Source organism: Rhodococcus sp. (in: high G+C Gram-positive bacteria), assembly GCF_049591685.1.
Lineage (GTDB): Bacteria > Actinomycetota > Actinomycetes > Mycobacteriales > Mycobacteriaceae > Rhodococcoides.
In genome coordinates, this window is record NZ_JBAWFH010000403.1 from 1 (window position 1) to 16,092 (window position 16,092).

The 16,092-nt window shown below is 64.3% G+C and carries 16 protein-coding genes; 2 read left to right on the top strand and 14 right to left on the bottom strand.

What is annotated here, in order from left to right:
- The 9 genes from WBQ44_RS17015 to WBQ44_RS17055 all read right to left on the bottom strand — a co-directional run.
- Window positions 1-521, bottom strand: a 521-nt coding sequence (locus WBQ44_RS17015) for an ABC transporter ATP-binding protein (RefSeq protein ID WP_495567850.1), incomplete at its 3' end; no start/stop codon positions are given.
- Window positions 518-2,062 (bottom strand): ABC transporter permease, encoded by a 1,545-nt coding sequence (locus WBQ44_RS17020; protein WP_495567851.1) that lies wholly within the window; start codon window positions 2,060-2,062, stop codon window positions 518-520. The genes WBQ44_RS17020 and WBQ44_RS17015, both read right to left, overlap by 4 nt.
- Window positions 2,063-3,094, bottom strand: a complete 1,032-nt coding sequence (locus WBQ44_RS17025) for an iron ABC transporter substrate-binding protein (RefSeq protein WP_495567852.1) — start codon at window positions 3,092-3,094, stop codon at window positions 2,063-2,065.
- Window positions 3,095-3,198: 104 nt separating this feature from the next.
- Window positions 3,199-4,269, bottom strand: coding sequence for a sulfate/molybdate ABC transporter ATP-binding protein (locus WBQ44_RS17030; RefSeq protein ID WP_495567853.1), 1,071 nt, complete (start codon window positions 4,267-4,269; stop codon window positions 3,199-3,201).
- Window positions 4,269-5,069: a sulfate ABC transporter permease subunit CysW gene (gene cysW, locus WBQ44_RS17035; RefSeq protein ID WP_495567854.1), complete on the bottom strand. Its 801-nt coding sequence runs from the start codon at window positions 5,067-5,069 to the stop codon at window positions 4,269-4,271. Before cysW ends, WBQ44_RS17030 begins: the two co-directional genes overlap by 1 nt.
- Entirely contained in the window at window positions 5,066-5,923 is an 858-nt protein-coding gene (cysT, locus tag WBQ44_RS17040) for a sulfate ABC transporter permease subunit CysT (protein WP_495567855.1), read from the bottom strand. Before cysT ends, cysW begins: the two co-directional genes overlap by 4 nt.
- 11 nt (window positions 5,924-5,934) lie before the next feature.
- On the bottom strand, window positions 5,935-6,954 hold the full coding sequence (locus WBQ44_RS17045; RefSeq protein ID WP_495567856.1) for a sulfate ABC transporter substrate-binding protein: 1,020 nt from the start codon (window positions 6,952-6,954) through the stop codon (window positions 5,935-5,937).
- Between the two features lie 199 nt (window positions 6,955-7,153).
- Window positions 7,154-7,255 (bottom strand): Ms4533A family Cys-rich leader peptide, encoded by a 102-nt coding sequence (locus WBQ44_RS17050; protein ID WP_495567857.1) that lies wholly within the window; start codon window positions 7,253-7,255, stop codon window positions 7,154-7,156.
- A 146-nt stretch (window positions 7,256-7,401) separates the two neighbouring features.
- Window positions 7,402-7,674 carry a hypothetical protein gene (locus tag WBQ44_RS17055; RefSeq protein WP_495567858.1) on the bottom strand — a complete coding sequence of 91 codons (273 nt, stop codon included), beginning with the start codon at window positions 7,672-7,674 and terminating at the stop codon, window positions 7,402-7,404.
- A 104-nt stretch (window positions 7,675-7,778) separates the two neighbouring features.
- Here WBQ44_RS17055 and WBQ44_RS17060 point away from each other — a divergent pair, with 104 nt between their 5' ends.
- Window positions 7,779-9,773, top strand: a complete 1,995-nt coding sequence (locus WBQ44_RS17060; protein WP_495567863.1) for a glycoside hydrolase family 15 protein — start codon at window positions 7,779-7,781, stop codon at window positions 9,771-9,773.
- A gap of 19 nt (window positions 9,774-9,792) precedes the next feature.
- Here WBQ44_RS17060 and WBQ44_RS17065 read toward each other — a convergent pair whose 3' ends face one another.
- Window positions 9,793-10,803 carry an NAD(P)H-dependent flavin oxidoreductase gene (locus WBQ44_RS17065; RefSeq protein WP_495567859.1) on the bottom strand — a complete coding sequence of 337 codons (1,011 nt, stop codon included), beginning with the start codon at window positions 10,801-10,803 and terminating at the stop codon, window positions 9,793-9,795.
- 127 nt (window positions 10,804-10,930) lie between these two features.
- Window positions 10,931-12,778 carry a translation elongation factor 4 gene (gene lepA, locus WBQ44_RS17070; protein WP_495567864.1) on the bottom strand — a complete coding sequence of 616 codons (1,848 nt, stop codon included), beginning with the start codon at window positions 12,776-12,778 and terminating at the stop codon, window positions 10,931-10,933.
- Window positions 12,779-12,923: 145 nt separating this feature from the next.
- On the opposite strand from lepA, the gene WBQ44_RS17075 reads away from it, so the two are divergent.
- On the top strand, window positions 12,924-13,487 hold the full coding sequence (locus WBQ44_RS17075; protein WP_495567860.1) for a type II toxin-antitoxin system PemK/MazF family toxin: 564 nt from the start codon (window positions 12,924-12,926) through the stop codon (window positions 13,485-13,487).
- Window positions 13,488-13,548: 61 nt separating this feature from the next.
- Here WBQ44_RS17075 and WBQ44_RS17080 read toward each other — a convergent pair whose 3' ends face one another.
- From WBQ44_RS17080 to WBQ44_RS17090, 3 genes are all read right to left on the bottom strand, one after another.
- A complete protein-coding gene (locus WBQ44_RS17080; RefSeq protein ID WP_495567865.1) occupies window positions 13,549-14,379 on the bottom strand; it encodes a transglutaminase family protein in 831 nt (276 codons plus the stop codon).
- Between the two features lie 8 nt (window positions 14,380-14,387).
- Entirely contained in the window at window positions 14,388-15,362 is a 975-nt protein-coding gene (locus WBQ44_RS17085) for an alpha-E domain-containing protein (protein ID WP_495567861.1), read from the bottom strand.
- The coding region (locus WBQ44_RS17090) for a circularly permuted type 2 ATP-grasp protein (RefSeq protein ID WP_495567862.1) at window positions 15,363-16,092 on the bottom strand (730 nt) is incomplete at its 5' end. It abuts the gene before it with no gap.

Sequence of the window (16,092 nt, forward strand, 5' to 3'; positions counted from 1 at the left end):
AGGGAGGCGAACGGCTCGTCCATCAAAACGACCGAGGGTGCCGGAGCGAGCGCACGAGCGAGGGCTATGCGCTGCTGCTGCCCGCCGGACAGCTCGTTCGGTCGCGCATTCACAGCGTCCGCGAGCCCGACCAGATCGAGCATCTCGTGGACGCGGCGCAGCCGGGCGGCCCGATCACCGATGCGCCTGTGTTGCAACGCCTTCATCAAGCCGAACCCGACGTTGTCTCCCACGCTGAGGTGCGGGAAGAGCCCACCCTCCTGTGGCATCAACCCGATGTGGCGGTGTTCGGGGGCTACATGTACGGCCGGCGGCCGCGCCAACTCACGTCCGTCGAGTTCGATCCGGCCGTTGTCGATCGGGTGCAGTCCGGCTATCGACCGGAGCAGTGTGGTCTTGCCGCAGCCCGACGGGCCGAGGACGGCAAGCATCTCCCCCGCGGCGAGGTTCAGGTCGACCGCGGTCAACACTCGTCGGCGCCCATAGGAGGCGCCGAGGTCGCGAATGGTCAGTCCGTTCACACATACTCCGTCGAAGTGGGGACGCGTCGCCGCCTGATCGCGCGATCGAGAACGAACGTCGGAACGGCGGACACCAGAATCAACGCGAATGCATACGGCGCCGCTTCACCGTACTTGAACACCTGGGTCGTCGACCACAGCTCGGTGGCCAGCGTATCGACGCCGCGGGGCCGAAGCAGGAGCGTGGCCGGCAACTCCTTGGCCACGGTCAAGAACACCAGCGCGCCACCCGCCGCGATGCCGGGGAGCGCAATGGGCAGCGTCACCCGTAAGTCGGTCCGAATTCGCGAACTTCCGAGCGTGCGCGAGATGTCCTCGAGAACCACCGGACTCGCATGGACGGCAGCCCTCGTCGACCCGATGGCAAGCGGGAGAAACAGCACCGCGTACGCCAGGACGAGGAGCGTCGCACTCTGATAGATGGACGGAAGAAATCGAATTCCGAGGAAGACAACGGCCAAACCCACGGTGATTCCGGGCAGTCCGTGCGCGATGTAGGTGGACAGTTCGGTCACCCGCGCGAGGGGTGACGTCGAACGGGCTGCATACAATGCAACCGGAAGTGCAAGCACTACCACGACAATTGCAGCCAGGCCCGAGTACTTCACCGTCGCCAGCGTCGTCTCCACGACGTCCGTCCAGTCGATCGTGAACCGGAACGACCGCACCAGCCACCTGGTCAGTCCGAGCAGCGGGACAGCGACAGACGCGCACAGCAGCATCGTCATGCCGATCAGCGTGGGTGCCCGCCAGCGGCCCAGGGCAACCGGCTCCGGTGTTCGCGGTGAACCAGAACCGACCCGGGCAGTTGCACCCTTTCGTACTCGCCGCTCCGCGAGAGTGAGGACGAGCGCCATCAACACCAGAACCAGTCCGAGGATGGACGCCGCCGTCCGGTCCAAGCCGCCGCTGTATGCGCTGTAGATGCCGAGAGTGAAGGCGTCATACCTCATGAGGGCGACGGCACCGAAGTCGCTGATGGTGTACAGCGAGACCAGAAGCGCTCCCGCTGCGGCCGACGGCACGACGTACCGCGCTTCGATGCCGACGCCGGTCCGCAGTGCGCTGCGTCCGAGAGTCCTCGCCACTTCCGCGCGGCCCGGATCGCTAGCCGCGAACGCAGCGGACACCGGAATCATGACCAGTGGGAAACACGACATCGTCAAGACAAGGGCCGCTCCCGAAAAGCCGGCGAGAGAGGGAAATTCGGCGATCCACACGTATCCGGAGACATACGAGGGAATTGCCAGCGGCGCCGTCAGTGCGACGGCAAAGAAGCGTCGACCCGGCAGGTCGGTTCTCGTCGCGGCCCATGCGGCAAGGATTCCGAGAACGAGGCAACCGACCGCGACCACCGAAGTCAACGCCGCCGTCCGCACCGCGAGATCCACCGTTCGACTGCGAAACAACAGGCGAGCCGCCTTGTCGAATCCGCCGTCGACCGACCTCACCGCGAGATACACGAGCGGGGTCAGGGCGCCCAGCGCAACCACCGTTGCGGCCGCCGCCAGAAGCGGACGGCCACGGTAAGGCCCGATCAACTAGATCATTCCGACCTCGGTGAGCAGAGCCTGTGTCTGCTCGAGAGAGGACAGACGACCCAAGTCGATATCCGAGCTGCCCAGGTCGGCCAGCGGCGGAAGGTCGAACTCCGAGGTGACGCCGTCGATGACGGGGTACTCGGCGGTCTCGTTCGCGAAGTAGGTCTGCGATTCCGTCGAGAGCAGTTCTCGCACGAAGTTCTGCGCGGCTTCCTGATTGTCCGACGACGCCAGAACTGCGGCACCCGCGACGTTGACCAGCGATCCCGGGTCACCCGGCTCGAAGTAATGCAGCTCGATCGGTGCGTCGGCACCGTTCTCCGCCTTGAACGGGTACCAGTAGTAATGGTTGGTGAGCCCGGCGGTGACCTGCCCGTCGTTGACGCCCGTCATCAGTGGTCCGTTGCCCTCGAACGCAACCGGCTCGTTCGCCGAGAATGCTTCGAGCCACTGCCGCGCGCCGTCCTCGCCGCGCTGCACGCGCAGTGCCGTGACGAAGGCCTGGAACGACGCGTTGGTCGGGGCGTAGCCGATCTGTCCGCGCCAACGCGGATCGAGCAGCCCGTCGATACCCGTCGGTAGTTCGGCTGCGGCCACTTTGTCCGAGTTGTAGGCCAGTACGCGGGCGCGCGCCGATGTGGCAACCCAGGTTCCGTCGGCGCCACGATACTGCTGCGGAACGAGCTGGAGGATGTCGTCGGGCAGCGGCGCGAGGGCCCCGGCTTCGTCCAGAGCCCCGAGCGCCCCGGCGTCCTGGCCGTAGAACACGTCGGCGGGCGACGCATCGCCTTCCTCGAGGATCTTCGCGGCCTGGGCGTTGGTGTTGCCGGAGTAGTCGACCTCGACGTTCCCCCCGATACGTTCGATCAGTGGGTCGACGAGATCCTCGTCGCGTCCCGAATAGACAACCACGGTTGCGTCGGAATCCGTCGAGCCTTCCGAGTCCGCATCGGTGGACGAGCTGCATGCCGTGAGGCCCAGCGCGAGAGTCGCACTGCATGTCAGCAGCAATAGACGACGAGATGAGAACACGATTCTCCCTGCGGATCGAGACGAAACCGACACAACGATGAAAAACATACACCGTTAGGTCAGCCTCAGCTCATTCCTCCGAGGATTGCGGCCGGGTGAATCGATCAGGCAGGCGCCTTGATCTCCGGGATCCGAGTTGCCCGCACATACACGGTGTCTCCCGAATGAAGCTGCAGCGCCTCACTGTCTCCCCGCGTGATCTGGGCCGCGAACTGCTCGCCTGTCGCGGCATTCTTCAGCTCGACCTTGACCTCGAAGCCGAGATGAACGACCCGCTCGACGACCGCGCGGGTGACGCCAGCGGAATCGGCGGTTCCGTTCTGCTGGGCCAGGGCCAGAGACGGATCCCGGCCCACCCGGATGTCGTGCGGTCGCACGAGCAGCCCGTTCAACTTCGCGACCTGGCCGAGGAACGACATGACGAAGTCGTTGTCTGGCCGGTCGTACAGATCCTCCGGGGTCCCGACCTGCTCGATCCGGCCTTTGTTCAGAACGGCGATCCGATCAGCGACGTCCAGCGCTTCCTCTTGGTCGTGCGTGACCAGCACGGTCGTCACGTGCACCTCGTCGTGCAGGCGCCGTAGCCAAGTACGCAGGTCCTCGCGAACCTTGGCATCCAGCGCACCGAAGGGTTCGTCCAGGAGAAGTACCTGGGGATCCACCGCCAGAGCACGCGCCAGGGCCATGCGTTGCCGCTGACCGCCCGACAGCTGCGCAGGAAAACGGGTCTGGAAACCGGCCAGCCCGACGATCTCGAGCAGCTCGTCGACCTTCCTCTTGATCTCGGCTTTCGGCCGCTTTCTGATCTTGAGCCCGAAAGCCACGTTGTCGCGGACGCTGAGATGCTTGAAGGCGGCGTAGTGCTGAAAGACAAAACCGATCTCACGCTTCTGCGGGCTGATCCAGGTGACATCCTGTCCGGCGAGAATTACCTGGCCGGAGTCGAGTTGCTCGAGACCAGCGATGGAGCGCAACAGCGTCGACTTGCCCGACCCACTCGGTCCGAGGAGCGCGGTGAGAGAACCCTTCGGGATGTCGAGGCTCACGTTGTCGAGCGCAGCGAAGTCGCCGTAGCGCTTGTTGGCACCGACGACGGAGATCTCGATGTCGCCGACCTTGGGTGCACCGACCTTGTTCACACCGGCATTCTTTACGTCGGCACGCGGTCCCGCCATCACTTCGTCCTCTTCTTCTCGAGCGCGGTCATCAGAAGCAACACGATGACTGCGATTGCCATGAGCAGGGTGGATGCAGCGTAGGCACCCTGCTGATTGAAGTCCTCGTACCGTGAATTGACCAGGAGTGTCAGTGTCTGCGAGATGCCGGGCAAGTTCGTCGACACCATGATCACGGCCCCGAACTCGCCCAGCGATCGCGCAACGGTCAACACGATCCCGTAGGTGAGACCCCAGCGGATAGCAGGCAACGTGATGCGGAAGAACGTCTGCAGCGACGACGCCCCAAGAGTGGACGCTGCCTCCTCCTGCTCCTCCCCGATCTCGTACAGCACCGGTTCGACCTCGCGTACGACGAAGGGCAACGTGACGAAGATCGTTGCGATGACCATGCCGGGTAGCGCGAAGATGACCGTGATTCCGATGTCCTGCAAGCCGCCGAACCAGCCGTTGGCTCCCCACAGCAGGATCAACGCGACGCCGGTGACGATGGGAGACACGGCGAAGGGTAAATCCACTATCGCTTCGAGCACGCCCTTGCCTCGAAATCGACCACGAACGAGAGCAAGGGCGGTGATCACGCCGAACACGACATTGATCGGCACGACTATCACGACAATCACCAGCGACAGCTGGAGTGCAGACTGCGCCGCGGGCGTGGTGATCAGGCCCCAGAACTCGGCGAAGCCGTTCTCGAAGGTGCGGTAGAGAATAGCTCCGAGGGGAAACAACACCAGCGCGGCGAGGTAGAGCAGCGCCACGGTGCGAAGCGACAGTTTGACCGGCAGACCAACCTTCATCGGCTCTGCTCCTCTCGACGCGCCAGTCGATTGCCGACTATCCGCAGAACGAACAGCACGATGAACGCCAGCGCCAACAAAACGACCGAGATGGCGGCTGCGTCGACCGGCTGGTCGTACTCGATGAGCTCGCGAATGTACTGCGAAGCAATCTGGGTGTCCCCGGGAATGTTGCCGCCGATCAGAACGACCGACCCGAACTCGCCGATCGCACGGGCGAAAGCAAGCCCGGTACCGCTCAGGACGGACGGGAGGAGAACCGGCAGTACGATGGCGCGGAAGATCGTCCAGTTGTTCGCACCCAGCGACGCCGCGGCTTCCTCTACTTCCTTGTCCAGCTCGATCAACACCGGCTGCACCGCGCGGACGACGAACGGCAGGGTGACGAACAGCAGCGCAACCACGACGGCAGGCTTCGTCGCGTTGAAGACCAAACCGATGGGGCTGGCCGGTCCGTACAGCGACAGCAGCACCAAGCTCGCGACGATGGTCGGCAACGCGAACGGAAGGTCGATGAGCGCGTTGACGAACCGCTTGCCCGGGAACTCGTCACGGACGAGCACCCAGGCGATCAACGTTCCGAAGAAGAGGTTGATCAGGGCGGCCGCGAAAGACACCTCCAGCGTCACCTTGAACGTCGCTATCGCGCGCGGCGCAGTGACCGCGTCCCAAAAGCCCGCGATACCGTCGTCGAACGACTTCACCGTGAGTGCGGCCAGCGGCAGCAGCACGATGATGCTCAGCCACAGAACAGCAACACCCAAACCCATCGGGCCGACGGAGCCCGGGCCTCGAAATTTTCTTCCCTTCGGCGACGACGGCCACGGGCCCGCAGTAGGTTCGGGCTTCCCCATGCTCATAACCGTTACCCGGTGCTCTCGCTGTAGATGGATGTGAGGGCTCCGTTGTCGCCGAACAACTCGGTGTCGACGGTGTCCCAGCCACCGAGATCGTCGATCGTGCGCAGGTTTTCCGGCGTGTGGAACGTCTGCGAGTAGTCAGCCGCGACTGCGGGATCGACGGGGCGGAATCCTGCCTCGGCCCATACACGCTGACCTTCCTCGGTGTAGAGGAAGTCGTTCAACGCGTTCGCTCGTTCGAGCTGTGCGCTGGTATTGACCACAGCCACTGGGTTGTCGATGCGGAATGTGTCTGCGAGATCGATGTGTTCTACCTCTTGACCCTGGTTCTCGATCAACAGCGCTTCGTTCTCGTAGCTGAGTAGTACATCGCCCTGTCCCTGCAGGAAAGCCTCCGTAGCTGCGCGGCCGGATACCGGCTGGACCGGGAAATGCTCGGATACCAACTTCCGCACGAAGTCGAGGCCGGCCTGCTTGTCCTCCCCACCATTGCTCTTGGCGGCGTAGGGAGCGAGCAAATTCCATTTCGCTGATCCGGAGCTCAATGGACTCGGACTGATCACCTGCACATCCGGCTCCAACAGGTCGTCCCAGGTCCGAATGTCCTTCGGGTTTCCCTTGCGAACGACCAGCGTCACGACGGAGCCGAAAGGCACACCACCGTAGGCATTTTCGTTCCAGTTCTCATCGACGATCCCCGCCGTCACCAAGCGCGTCACATCCGGCTCGACCGAAAAGTTGACAATATCCGCCGGCGCCCCGTCAACCACCTTCCGTGATTGGTTGCCGGACGGTCCGTAGTCGGCATTGATCGGGGTGCCGTTACCGTTCTCGCCGGCGCCGAACGCCACGGCAACGGCGTCCCAGCCGTTCTTCGGCACTGCGTAGCTAACCAGGACGAGCCCGGGTCCCTCGCCGGTCGCATCTCTTCCGCCGACGACGTCGCTCGAGCCCGGATTACACCCGCTCAGGACAAGCGTCGTCACAGTGACCACAGCGGTGAGCGCATATCGAGACTTGTACATCGGAGGAGACGGGCCTTTCATCGATTCAGGCGAAGGTGACGATCCATAAATACGTTCTGGGGCCGCAGCCATCGGTACCGTCGACACGAAATCACACCGGCACTGCGAATCGGCCCGCGCCGACGTTTGGCTTGCGGCGCGAAAACGTGCGCCACACACCGCGGCGCGGAACAATCGCTCGCCGGGGGCCGAACGGCAACTAGGACGTAGGTCGACAACAGTCGATGTCGGCGACTGCGAGCATGCCGATCGCGATCAACGCCAATTCATGGCGGACCCGGTACACGGCAGCGGCAGACACGGACAGGAATCTAGCAGAGGCTCGAGGCAAGGCTCTACTTCAGAGCCCGCCCGCGGGGGTGGAAACCGTCTAGCGGGTGAAGAACCACGCCAGCAAAACGAGTACCAGCAGTGCGACCAGCGCGAGCGTTACTCTCGACTTCGGCATCAGTGACCTTCCGTGTTCGTCGAGTCCGATGCGGCGGCAGCCGCACCCTTGTCGGTTTCGCTGTCGCGCCCAAGGACGCGGAGAACTCCGGCGAGCACGCGATCGAATATCGCGGCCAGTCCGAGGGCCGCGGGCACGACGACCAGCAGCACCACCATCGACTGGGGAACGAACGGGAGACCGGTGATCCACAGTTCGAGTCCGTCCCACCAGGTGGCTATCGCGTGCACGGGGTCCACCCTATCGGTGCCGACGACCGGCGCGGACGCCACGCCGAGAACCTCCATCGGTGGACGCCGGGGCCGTCGTACGTCGATGATTGACACTTATGACGGCATTCGAGGAGCAGTCGACCATCGTGCCCGCCCGCGACTACATGATTCCGCGGCCCGAGGCCCCAGACGGCGACACCGACTCGGTCCAGGGCGTCCTCGGCAGCACCGCTGCTCCCAAGGGGTCCCTGGCTTCGGTTCGCAGTACTTTCCCGCCGATCGACGACTACGCGTTTCTGTCCGACTGCGAGACGACGTGCCTGATCGCCCGCAACGGGTCCGTCGAGTGGATGTGCGTGCCCCGGCCCGACTCCCCCAGCGTGTTCGGCGCGGTCCTCGACAGGGGCGCGGGCCATTTCCGCGTCGGCCCGTACGGGCAGTCGGTTCCCGCCGCCCGGCGCTATCTGCCGGGAGGCCTGATCGTCGAGACGACGTGGCAGACCGAAACGGGCTGGCTCATCGTGCGCGACGCCCTGGTCATGGGGCCGTGGCACAACACCGAGGAGCGTTCGCGGACACACAAGCGCGCGCCGTCGGACTGGGACGCCGAACACATCCTGCTCAGGACCATCAAATGCGTCAGCGGAACGGTGGAGCTCGAGATGAGTTGCGAGCCGGCCTTCGACTACCACCGGGCGCCCGCGAAGTGGGAGTACACCGGAAAGGTTTACGAGGAGGCCACGGCCACGTGTGAGGCGAGTTCGGTCGGCGATCAACCGACTCTCAGACTCACCTCCAATCTACGCATAGGCATCGAGGACCGTGAGGCGCGTGCCAGAACGCGAATGACAGAGGGCGACAACATCTTCGTGGCTCTGTCCTGGTCCGATCTACCAGCACCGCGGACGTTCGAGGAAGCCGCGGAGAAAATGTGGCGCACCTCGGAGTGCTGGCGGCAGTGGATCACCATCGGGCGCTTCCCCGACCACCCGTGGCGGGGTTACCTGCAGCGCAGTGCGCTGGCATTGAAGGGCTTGACCTACGCACCGACGGGCGCACTGCTTGCGGCGTCCACCACGTCTCTCCCGGAAACCCCGGGTGGAGAACGCAATTGGGACTATCGCTATGCCTGGGTACGAGATTCGACCTTCGCGCTGTGGGGCCTATACACCCTGGGACTCGACCGAGAGGCCAACGACTTCTTCTCGTTCATGTCCGACGTGTCGATGAGCGCGGACGGCACAGCCGAGCCGCTACAGGTGATGTACGGCATCGGCGGCGAGAAGACACTCGAAGAAGTCGAGCTGACGCACCTCTCCGGGTACGACGGCGCCAAGCCGGTCCGGATCGGCAACGGCGCGTACAACCAAGAGCAGCACGATATCTGGGGCACCATGCTCGACTCGGTGTACCTACATGTCCGCTCGCGCGAGCACGTTCCGGAGTCGCTGTGGCCGCTCCTGAAGAGGCAGGTGGAAGAGGCGATCGCCAACTGGCGCAAGCCCGATCGCGGGATCTGGGAAGTACGCGGCGAACCGCAGCACTTCACGTCCTCCAAGGTCATGTGCTGGGTCGCGCTCGACCGCGGCGCCAAGTTGGCGAGCATCCACGGGGAGTACGAGTACGCCGAGCAGTGGAACAAGATCGCCGCAGAGATCAAGGACGACATCCTCGAGCACGGCGTCGACGAGCGAGGTGTACTGACGCAGCGCTACGGCGACGACTCGCTCGACGCCTCTCTGCTGCTGGTGCCTCTGCTTCGCTTCCTTCCCGCCGACGACCCACGAGTGCGTGCGACCGTGCTCGCCATAGCCGACGAACTCACCGTCGACGGCCTGGTGCTTCGCTACAAGATCGAGACGACCGACGACGGCTTGAAGGGTGAAGAGGGCACGTTCACCATCTGTTCGTTCTGGCTGGTGTCCGCACTGGTGGAGATCGGTGAGCTACCCCGCGCCAAGCACCTCTGCGAACGCCTGCTCGGCTACGCGAGTCCGCTGAAGCTGTACGCAGAGGAAATCGACGCACGCACCGGGCGGCACCTCGGCAACTTCCCCCAGGCCTTCACGCACCTCGCGCTGATCAACGCGGTGGTCCACGTGATTCGAGCCGAAGAGGCGCAGGCTGCGGGCCACTTTCAACCGGCCCACACGCACTGACCGCGGTCCGGTTCTCGGGTTACCGGAGTCCGAGCTGGTCGGCCCACTCTGCCATCAGCTCGGACACTGTGGCCGCCCGCGCACGTCGGTGCCCGGTGCCCGCCCACATCGACAACGCAGACGGGTCCCCCGCGGCACCTGCCTTCGCACGCATCGGCGCCGTCAGATAGTGCAGGTCCGGGTACGCGAGCGGTGCGTCCTCGGAGTTCGCCTTCATGAACTCGTTGACCAACCCCCGAGCGGGACGACCGGAGAAAGCCCGGGTGACAGCAGTCTCCTCGGTCGTGGTCAACTGCTCGCGGTGCACCGGCCGAGTGCCTGCCTCCGACGTGTTCAGCAAAGCGGTACCCAGCTGAGCAGCCTGAGCAGCACCCGACTCGAGAAACGGCTTGATGTCGTTGCCGTCCATCAATCCACCGGCCGCGACCCGCGGTAGACCAGACACCGCACGAACCGAAGCGAGAACGTCCGCGAGCGGGGCGTCCGGAGCCGAACCGTCGAAACTGCCGCGATGGCCGCCTGCTTCGGGCCCCTGCACGACCAAGACGTCGACGCCGTTGGCATCGGCTTCGGCAGCTTCGAGCGCCGAGGTGACGGTGCACCACACCTCGGTGCCCGCAGCGTGCAGCGCCTCGACCTCCGCGGGATCGAACGTGCCGAACGTACTCGACACCACCGGAACCGGATGCTCGACGAGCCAGCGGAACTTCTCCGCGTAGTGGTCGTCGCGGCGAACGAGCTCACCGGGCGCGGAGTCGAACTTGTCGAACCACGGCTGGATGCGTCGCGCGTACGCCTCGACGTCGGCGCCCGTCGGATCGTCGGGCAGAAAGAGGTTGACCCCGAACGTCACCTCACGCAGCGAATTGATCTGTGCCGCAAACTTTTCGAGGTCGAGCAATGCGCCGGCGAGCATACCGAGACCACCCGCGCGCGACACGGCCTCGGCCATCTGCGGAGTGGACGGCCCACCTGCCATCGGAGCGCTCACGATGGGAACGGACAGTTGACTCAGGATTCGCGTCGTCACACCAACCGAACCTACCGGGCGGCTGTGTATGCGGCTGCGCCGCCCGTGCACACAAAGTGTCGGCCCAACAACACTAAGTGAACACGGGCGGCGGAGCCGCACTGTGAATACGGGCGGCGGAGCCGCACTACTTCTTCGGTTTGTCCGTCGTCGACTCGGACGAGAGGGCGGCGACGAAGGCTTCCTGCGGAACTTCGACTCGACCGATGGTCTTCATCCGCTTCTTGCCCTCCTTCTGCTTCTCGAGCAATTTTCGCTTGCGGCTGATGTCGCCGCCGTAGCACTTGGCGAGGACGTCCTTGCGTATCGCGCGGATGTTCTCGCGCGCGATGATGCGTGAACCGATGGCGGCCTGGATGGGGACCTCGAACTGCTGCCGCGGGATGAGTTCCTTGAGCTTGGTTGTCATCTTGTTGCCGTACGCGGCGGCGGCGTCCTTGTGGACGATGGCCGAGAACGCGTCGACCGCCTCGCCCTGCAGCAGAATGTCCACCTTGACCAGCGCGGCACTCTGCTCGCCGATCTCCTCGTAGTCGAGGCTGGCGTAGCCGCGGGTGCGTGACTTCAGGATGTCGAAGAAGTCGAAGATAATTTCGGCCATCGGGATGGTGTAGCGCAGCTCGACACGCGTCTCCGACAGGTAGTCCATCCCGCCGAGCTCGCCGCGTCGACCCTGGCACAGTTCCATGATCGAGCCGATGAACTCACTCGGCGAGATGATGGTGCACTTGACCATCGGCTCGTACACGTCACGCACCTTGCCCTCGGGCCAGTACGACGGGTTCGTCACCACGTGCTCGGCGCTGTCCTCCATCTCGACGCGATACACCACGTTCGGTGACGTCGAGATCAGGTCGAGGTTGAACTCACGCTCGAGACGCTCACGCGTGATCTCCATGTGCAGCAGCCCGAGGAAGCCGCAACGGAACCCGAAGCCCAGCGCAACCGACGTTTCGGGCTCGTACGTGAGGGCAGCGTCGTTGAGCTGGAGTTTTTCGAGTGCGTCACGAAGGTCCGGGTAGTCGGAACCGTCCAGCGGATACAGGCCTGAGTAGACCATCGGCCGCGGCTCGCGGTAGCCCGTCAGCGGTTCGGTCGCGCCCTTGCGGAACGTGGTGACGGTGTCGCCGACCTTGGACTGACGCACGTCCTTGACGCCGGTGATGAGGTAACCGACCTCGCCGACGCCGAGGCCCTTGGTCGGTTTCGGATCGGGCGAGACGATGCCGACTTCGAGGAGCTCGTGCGTCGACCCCGTCGACATCATCGTGACCTTTTCGCGAGGGTTCAACGTGCCGTCGACGACGCGGACGTAGGTGACGACGCCGCGGTAGGTGTCGTACACAGAATCGAAAATCATGGCGCGGGCAGGGCCGTCGGGGTTGCCGACGGGCGCGGGCACCTGTTTGACGACCTCGTTGAGCAGTTCTTCGACTCCGACGCCGGTCTTGCCGGACACCCGCAACACGTCGTCGGCTTCGCAGCCGATGATGTGCGCGATCTCGGCGGCATACCGATCAGGGTCGGCTGCGGGGAGGTCGATCTTGTTCAGGACCGGGATGATCGTCAGTTCTTTGTCGAGCGCCAAGTACAGGTTCGCCAGCGTCTGAGCTTCGATTCCCTGCGCTGCATCGACCAGCAGCACTGCGCCCTCGCAAGCTTCGAGCGCGCGGGAAACCTCGTACGTGAAGTCGACGTGTCCGGGGGTGTCGATGAGGTGCAACACGAATTCTTCGCCATCGGCCACCCAGGGAAGCCGGACATTTTGGGCCTTGATGGTGATGCCGCGCTCGCGTTCGATGTCCATGCGGTCGAGGTACTGAGCTCGCATCGACCGGTCGTCGACGACGCCCGTGAGCTGCAGCATCCGGTCTGCCAGCGTCGACTTTCCGTGGTCGATGTGGGCGATGATGCAGAAGTTCCTGATCCGTGCGGGATCGGTGAACGTCGTGTCGGCGAAGCTGGGCACTCGTATCCTTTGCTGGCGGTCTCTCCGAGAAGCGAACGGACTCGGCGTCAATAGTCCCACGCCCGACGCCCGGTCCTCGTACGGCACCCGACGACTCGTCGCCCCTGCTCCTGGGGCGAGCGGTTCGGGCGGCTGGTTAAACTCGGCTCCCATGGCTGGCAACTGGAGCAAATACGGGAAACAACTCGGCAAGATCGCACTGCGCGAAGGCCCAAGGCTGTTCCGTCAGTTGCAGAGTTCCGGCGCCCTGCAGAAGGGGATGGACGCCATCTCCGGCAAGACGGGGTCAGGCCCCACCGCCACGCCCGGTCGCCCGGTGGCGTCGAACACCGTGCCCACTGCGCAGCGCGCTCGCCGCGTCGAGTACTCCCCCGATCTCGACGGCAACGCCGACCCCGGCGAGATCGTGTGGACGTGGGTCACCTACGAGGAGGATGCCAGTCAGGGCAAGGATCGTCCGGTGCTCGTCGTCGGTCGCGACGGGCGGACGCTGCTCGGTTTGATGCTGTCCTCGCAGAGCCGACACGAAGGTGACCGCGACTGGGTGTCCGTCGGATCCGGCTCGTGGGACGCCGAAGGGCGGCCGAGTTGGATTCGCCTGGACCGCGTTCTAGACGTTCCCGAGACCGGCATCCGCCGCGAGGGCGCCATTCTGCCCAAGAGCGCATTCGACGCGGTCGCCGAGCGGCTTCGTTCCCAGTACAGCTGGTCCTGACGCGACTCCTCGTGCGGCCATCTCGAGCCCGCACGAGGCGTCGTCTTTGCAGGTCAGGCGTCTACGCCAGGCGCGTGATCTCGACGACGACGTCGAGTGCCGTCGAGCCACCGCCGGAGAAAATGCCTTTGAGCGGCGGCACGTCGGCGTAGTCGCGGCCGAGGCCGACCGACACGTGCTGTTCGTTGACGGCGATGGCGTTGGTCGGGTCGTACCCCCACCACGCGCCGGTCCACGCCTCGATCCAGGCGTGCGACTGACCTTCGACCGGACTACCGACGGCTGCGTTCTTCTTCGGATGCAGATACCCGGACACGTAGCGGCTGGGGATGCCGACGCTGCGCAGCATCAACAGCGTCAAGTGTGCGTAGTCCTGACACACGCCCTTCTTCTCGGACCACGCCTCGACAGCGGACGTGTGCACTCCGGTGGTGCCGGGAACGTAGGACATCTCCGAGTGCACCCAGTTCGAGATCTCCACGACCGACTCCTGCGGGGGAAGACCCTTCGCCAGCTTTTTCGCCATCGAGGAGAGCTGACGGTTCTTCGGCACGTACACCGTGTTGTCGAGTACCTCGTTGAAGCGATCGATGATCGCCTCCCCCGCGAGTTCTCCCCATGTCGCCGTTTCGTCCGGCGGAGAGAACGGGTCGGTCTCAACGACGGACGAACCGGTCACTTCGAGTTCGGTGTGCGGCGCATGCAGATCGAATGCCGTTACCGCCGTGCCCCAGTAGTCGGTGTAGCGGTAGCTCCTCGTCACCGGGTTCGTCTCCACCCGATTGAGGATGACGTTCTGCCGGTTGTCACTTCGCGGGGTGAGTCGCGCCTCGTTGTACGACGACGTCACCGGCGCGTCGTACTGGTAGCCCGTGGTGTGGACAACGCGCATACGCCAGCTCACAATTCACCTTCCAATTGATCTTCGAACGTTCCGGATCCCGCGTCGGTCCACGCCACCCATGGTGCCGCGTGAAAGTACTGCTTGGAAATGGCGTCACCGAGTTCGCGGCACGTCTCCTGCAGCGAGAGCAACCTGTCCTGCAAATCGTCGAGCAACGCACCCGGAGGCAGGAACTCGAGCTCACTTCGTGCGCGTCCGAGCAACCTCTGTGCTTCCGCCCGGGCGCCGACGCGGCTGTTGGGTTGGTGATCGAGCTGATCGAGCGAACGCTCGGCCTCACTGAGCGCGTAGAACACCGATCGCGGAAACAATCTGTCCAGCAACATGAATTCGAGTACCCGTTGCGCGTCGAGCGCGCCCCGGTAAGTACGGAGATACGTGTCGTGCGCGCCGGCGGAGCGAAGCACGGTGACCCAGGCGGGAGACGACGGACGGTCGCCTGCACGCGAGAGCAGAAGACGCACCGTCATGTCGATCCGCTCGACCGAGCGCCCGAGAATCAGAAACCGATAGCCGTCGTCGTGACTGAGCGTCGAATCGGCAAGGCCCGCGAACATCGCGGCTCGCTCCTCGATGTAGCTGAAGAACTCGTGCGGTCCGGTGCGCTTGGAGGCCCTGATGCGATCGTTCAGACCGTTGTAGGTGGTGTTGAGGCACTCCCACATCTCACTGGACGTCACTTCTCTTGCACCACGGGCATTTTCGCGTGCACTGGACAGGGAATCGACAATGGACCCACTGCCGTCCCGGCTGAACGCGACGAGCTCCGTCAAGGACCACACGTCGAGGGAGACGTCCGGCTCGTGCTTGAACCCGAGTACTCGCAGGAGAACCCGAGAGATGTGGTCGGGGTCGACCGTGGCGTCCTCGAGCAACTGATGAACCGTCACATCCAGGATGCGCGCCGTGTCGTCGGCCCGTTCGACGTACCGCCCGATCCAATAGAGCGATTCCGCATTCCGCGCGAGCATCTAGCGTCCACCACCGTTCACGTACTGCTGTTGCTGTTGCTGTTGTTGTTGTTGCTGCTGATCCATCGTCAGTTCCGGGCCCTGTTCCGTTCTCGGCGCCTCCGGCGGTTCGCTGACGATTTCCTCGCCTGCGAGTTCCTGCTCCTCCTGGGAGGTGCGCGTGGCGAGCACCCAGGTGTCCTTGCTGCCGCCACCCTGACTCGAGTTGACGACGAGCGATCCCTCCGGCAACGCGACCCGGGTCAGGCCGCCGGGCAACACCCACACGTCGTCGCCGTCGTTGACGGCGAAGGGACGCAGGTCGACGTGACGCGGCACCAGTCGGTCCCCGATCTTGGTCGGCACTGTCGATAACTGCACTACGGGCTGCGCGATCCATCCGCGCGGATCGGCTCGAATCTTCTTGCTGATCACCGCCAGTTCCTTCGGTGACGCATCGGGTCCGAACACGATGCCGTAGCCGCCGGAGCCTTCGACGGGCTTGATGACCAGCTCGTCGACGCGGTCGAGCACCTCTTCGCATTCGTCGTCGAGCCAGCAGCGGAACGTGTCGACGTTCGCGATGACCGGCTTCTCGTTCAGGTAGTAGCTGATCATCTCGGGCACGTAGGTGTAGACGAGCTTGTCGTCGCCCACCCCGTTGCCGACCGCGTTCGCGATCACGACGTTGCCGGCGCGCGCGGCGTTCAGCACGCCGGCAACGCCCAGCACCGACGACGGGTTGAACTGC

Excerpts from the sequence above, each read along its gene's own strand:
- WBQ44_RS17030 (WP_495567853.1), bottom strand. The coding sequence starts at position 4,269 with ATGGCGGGACCGCGTGCCGACGTAAAGAATGCCGGTGTGAACAAGGTC.
- cysT (WP_495567855.1), bottom strand. The coding sequence starts at position 5,923 with ATGGGGAAGCCCGAACCTACTGCGGGCCCGTGGCCGTCGTCGCCGAAG.
- WBQ44_RS17060 (WP_495567863.1), top strand. The coding sequence starts at position 7,779 with ATGATTCCGCGGCCCGAGGCCCCAGACGGCGACACCGACTCGGTCCAG.
- WBQ44_RS17085 (WP_495567861.1), bottom strand. The coding sequence starts at position 15,362 with ATGCTCGCGCGGAATGCGGAATCGCTCTATTGGATCGGGCGGTACGTC.
- WBQ44_RS17080 (WP_495567865.1), bottom strand. The coding sequence starts at position 14,379 with ATGCGCGTTGTCCACACCACGGGCTACCAGTACGACGCGCCGGTGACG.
- WBQ44_RS17045 (WP_495567856.1), bottom strand. The coding sequence starts at position 6,954 with ATGTACAAGTCTCGATATGCGCTCACCGCTGTGGTCACTGTGACGACG.
- WBQ44_RS17075 (WP_495567860.1), top strand. The coding sequence starts at position 12,924 with ATGGCTGGCAACTGGAGCAAATACGGGAAACAACTCGGCAAGATCGCA.
- cysW (WP_495567854.1), bottom strand. The coding sequence starts at position 5,069 with ATGAAGGTTGGTCTGCCGGTCAAACTGTCGCTTCGCACCGTGGCGCTG.